The following is a 3,459-nucleotide window of genomic DNA, read 5'->3' as shown; positions in this document are numbered from 1 at the left end:
GGCAGCTACGATGACCGTGCACACCGGTGGATGCCATTGCGGCAACATACGCCTTGAATTTTCAACCGAGCTCGAGCCACCGCAAACCGAAGTTCGCGCTTGCCAATGCTCGTTCTGTGTCAGACATGGTTCGCGCGCCGTTGCCGATCCGAATGGCAGACTGGTCATCTCGGTCAAGGACGAGACGCAATTGCGGAGATATCAGTTCGGGCTGAGGACGGCCGACTATCTGATCTGCCGGCGGTGCGGTGTCTACGTCGCCGCAATAGCCAGAGATGACGATGCAAGGGCGATCGTCATCATCAACGCCCTGGACGACCGCGAACGGTTCAACCAGGAGCCGGTCCGCGTTGACTTCGATACGGAAAACAGGGCGCAGCGCCAAGCCAGACGCCGCACACACTGGACACCTGTCGAGATGAGCTTCGGATAGGCAGCTCTCAGCGGATAACCGGCTCGCCATGAAACCGTCGGCGCGACGGCGGCGATACGCCGAAGCCGACTTCCATCATCAGTCGCGGCGTGCGTGCCGGCACGGTGCCCATATGAAAGCCAAAGGGGTCCTCGACGAAGCCGAGACCGGCCTCGCCGGTCAGCGTCACCGGGCTCTGCTCGCCATAGACATCCAGAACCTGTTGCGCGGGATGACCGACCAGAAGCGTAAGCTGATGCTTGAGGCTGCGGCGCTTGTGGCTGCCCCTGACATAGACATGCGGACCGGTGTCGGCGTCGACCGGCTTGAGGTAGAAGAAGAATTTCAGCATGCGCCAATCATCGAGGTCGAAATGATACTTGCCGAGCGAGGCGAGATTCTTGTCGGCGTCCGAAGCCGCACCGGTTGGAAAACTCCACCAGACGCGCGTCGTGATCAGTTTTGCCTGGCCGCCGAGATAGTGCGCGGCAATATCCAGAAGCAGCGGATCGCGCTGGATGGCAAGCGCCGCCGGGCAGTCGAGGATGCGCTCGAAAAAATGCCCGCTGAGCAGCGAGCGGCCAAGGCGTTTCTCGGCCTCGGCATGTTCCCCCGGCATGAATTCGAGACGGCGGTCGAAATTGCCGAAGCAAGGCGTGCGCCCGGCGAAGTCGGCGATCTCTTCATGGATATCAGGCGGCAGGACCAGGCCTGAGAACAGCCCGTCGGAGCGCAACGCATCGACGACCGCTCCCCGTTCGACACCGGCAAACATCGTATCCCCGGCATTGGCGACCGGGCGGGCGCGTTTTGCGCCCAGCCAATGCATGCGGCGTCCGGGCATCGTGCGCGCCAGCACGAACATCGGCAGCCAGGCAGGGTTCTCCCGCAGGTCCGTCAGATAGGTTGGAATACGTACGGCGATGCGCCGCAGCAGGCTGCCGTTGCGCGCAATGGCCTCGAGACTGGCCGCGCCGGATGTGTCGGGGGTTGAAAGCTTCATTGGGTCCTCGGCTATGAGAGCACCACCGATGCCGCATCGGTGCTCGCCACTCGGCATGTCCCAAACCCAATTCCCGCTTGAACGGAAGCTAACCCCGCGTCAGATTTTGTGCAATGCACAATGACCTGAGCAGCTGCAAAAAATCATGTCGAGGAGCGGCGTTCCTGCTTGGCCGGCGCCATCCAAATCTCGGCGTCGAGTCGCTTCGTAGCGAGGTCGCGGGCGATGGCCTCGGCACTGCCGGCGCTCTTGGCCGCGGCAGCCGCCTGACGCTTGCTGATCAGCAAGCCGTCGGCCAAGGCGCGGTTTCCCGAAAAGACCCGGGCCAGGAATGGCGTGCGACTGGCTCGCGTGCGCGAAAACCGTGCCGCCATGGTCTGCCTTGCCGTATGGGCGACAACCTCATCGATCCAGCCCTCCACCAGCCGCGCGCCCGGTTCCAGGAGCAGCAGCCAATCCCCCTTGGCCTGGCGGATGCCGGCAGCGACACCGCCCGTCACGTACTGACAGCCGGCATGCTCGGCCACACGATGCGTCTGGTCGGTGGAGCCTATGTCGCAGACGATGACTTCACGCACCACGCCCTCGACCGCGCCGCCAATCAGCGAGGCGAGCGTGCGGGCGAGGCCCTCCTCGTCATTGCGGGTTTCGATGAGAACACTGAGCATCCTCAGCCGAATAGCGGAAAGCGCCGGACAGCGCCAGTTTTTGCATCGCACCATAGAAAGTTCTTGCTTTGTTCTCATCAACCAAATAGGAATAATTTCATGAACAGAGCGATTCGACACAACACGGACAGTCCTTGGGAGCGGGCGAAAATGGAACAGATCGTGCGCGCCGACATTGCAGCTTTCGGAGCAGGAAGAGCCGAGATGGCCAATGCGATGGTCGAGCAGAGCGGCATGCGTGTCCGCCCGGACCGCAACCGCGGCAGGTCAGCGGGCATCAATCCGTCCGGCCGGTTCGAGCCGGTCAGCCGGCACGTGTTCGACGATGGCTGGAATTCGCTGGAGGAACTGCCGCCCTTCAAGACCGAAGTGCAGGTCGAGAAGCCGCGCACAATCATCACCCGCAACGAATCGCCCGACATTTCCTTCGACCGTTCCATCAACCCCTATCGCGGCTGCGAGCATGGCTGCGTCTATTGCTTTGCCCGCCCGACGCACGCTTTCATGGGCCTGTCGCCGGGTCTGGATTTCGAATCGAAGTTGTTCGCCAAGCCTGATGCGGCGCGCTTGCTTGACAAGGAGCTTTCGAAAGACAGCTATCAGCCGCGCACCATCGCCATCGGCACCAACACCGACCCCTACCAGCCGATCGAGAAGCAATACCGGATCATGCGCGAAATCCTCGAAGTGCTGGAAGCGCGCGGCCATCCAGTCGGCATCGTGACAAAGTCCGCTCTGGTGACGCGCGATATCGATATCCTGTCACGCATGGCCGAACGCGGGCTGGCCAAGGTGGCGCTGTCGGTGACGACGCTCGACCGTATGCTGGCGCGCACCATGGAGCCGCGCGCGTCGACACCGACCAAGCGGCTGGAAGCGATCCGGCAGCTTTCGGATGCCGGCATCCCGGCCTCGGTCATGGTGGCGCCGATCATTCCGGGCCTGACCGACCCGGAAATGGAACGCATCCTCGATTCGGCACGTGCGGCCGGCGCGCGCGAAGCCGGCTACGTGATCCTGCGCCTGCCGTTGGAGGTCAGCCCGATCTTCAAGGATTGGCTGCTGCGGCATTATCCCGACCGCTACCGCCATGTGATGTCGCTGGTCCGGTCGATGCGTGACGGCAAGGACTACGATTCGGAATGGGGCAAACGCATGAAGGGCGCCGGTCCCTATGCCTGGCAGATCGGCCGGCGCTTCGAGATCACAGCCAAGCGGCTCGGCCTCAATGCCGAACGGCGCACGCTGCGGACCGACCAGTTCGTTGCCGCCGGGAAAGACCAGGTGCAGCTGACGCTGCTTTGAGAGCAATTCGTCGCGGTGGTTTGATCCGTCGCGGCACCAGAATCCCGTCCGGCCTGCCCCGGCCTGCAGAC

4 protein-coding genes are annotated in these 3,459 nt (G+C 62.9%); 2 read left to right on the top strand and 2 right to left on the bottom strand.

Translation table 11 applies throughout. The features are described 5' to 3' along the window. A partial coding sequence (locus EN749_RS32755; protein WP_210214747.1) for a hypothetical protein occupies positions 1-433 on the top strand: 433 nt, incomplete at its 5' end. Between the two features lie 7 nt (positions 434-440). Here EN749_RS32755 and EN749_RS32750 read toward each other — a convergent pair. Next, a complete protein-coding gene (locus tag EN749_RS32750) occupies positions 441-1,415 on the bottom strand; it encodes a hypothetical protein (protein ID WP_023808671.1) in 975 nt (324 codons plus the stop codon). A 143-nt stretch (positions 1,416-1,558) separates the two neighbouring features. Next, positions 1,559-2,083, bottom strand: a complete 525-nt coding sequence (locus tag EN749_RS32745) for a glycosyltransferase (RefSeq protein WP_128364723.1) — start codon at positions 2,081-2,083, stop codon at positions 1,559-1,561. Positions 2,084-2,233: 150 nt separating this feature from the next. On the opposite strand from EN749_RS32745, the gene EN749_RS32740 reads away from it, so the two are divergent. Further along, on the top strand, positions 2,234-3,388 hold the full coding sequence (locus EN749_RS32740) for a PA0069 family radical SAM protein (protein WP_023808673.1): 1,155 nt from the start codon (positions 2,234-2,236) through the stop codon (positions 3,386-3,388). Positions 3,389-3,459: the final 71 nt, after the last annotated feature.

The organism is Mesorhizobium sp. M7A.F.Ca.ET.027.02.1.1 (assembly GCF_004022985.1).
Taxonomy (GTDB): Bacteria; Pseudomonadota; Alphaproteobacteria; order Rhizobiales; family Rhizobiaceae; genus Mesorhizobium.
This window is presented reverse-complemented; position numbering and strand designations above follow the sequence as displayed.

What these genes read in the sequence shown, in the direction of transcription:
- EN749_RS32750 (WP_023808671.1), bottom strand. Translation starts at nt 1,415, where the DNA reads ATGAAGCTTTCAACCCCCGACACATCCGGCGCGGCCAGTCTCGAGGCC.
- EN749_RS32745 (WP_128364723.1), bottom strand. Translation starts at nt 2,083, where the DNA reads ATGCTCAGTGTTCTCATCGAAACCCGCAATGACGAGGAGGGCCTCGCC.
- EN749_RS32740 (WP_023808673.1), top strand. Translation starts at nt 2,234, where the DNA reads ATGGAACAGATCGTGCGCGCCGACATTGCAGCTTTCGGAGCAGGAAGA.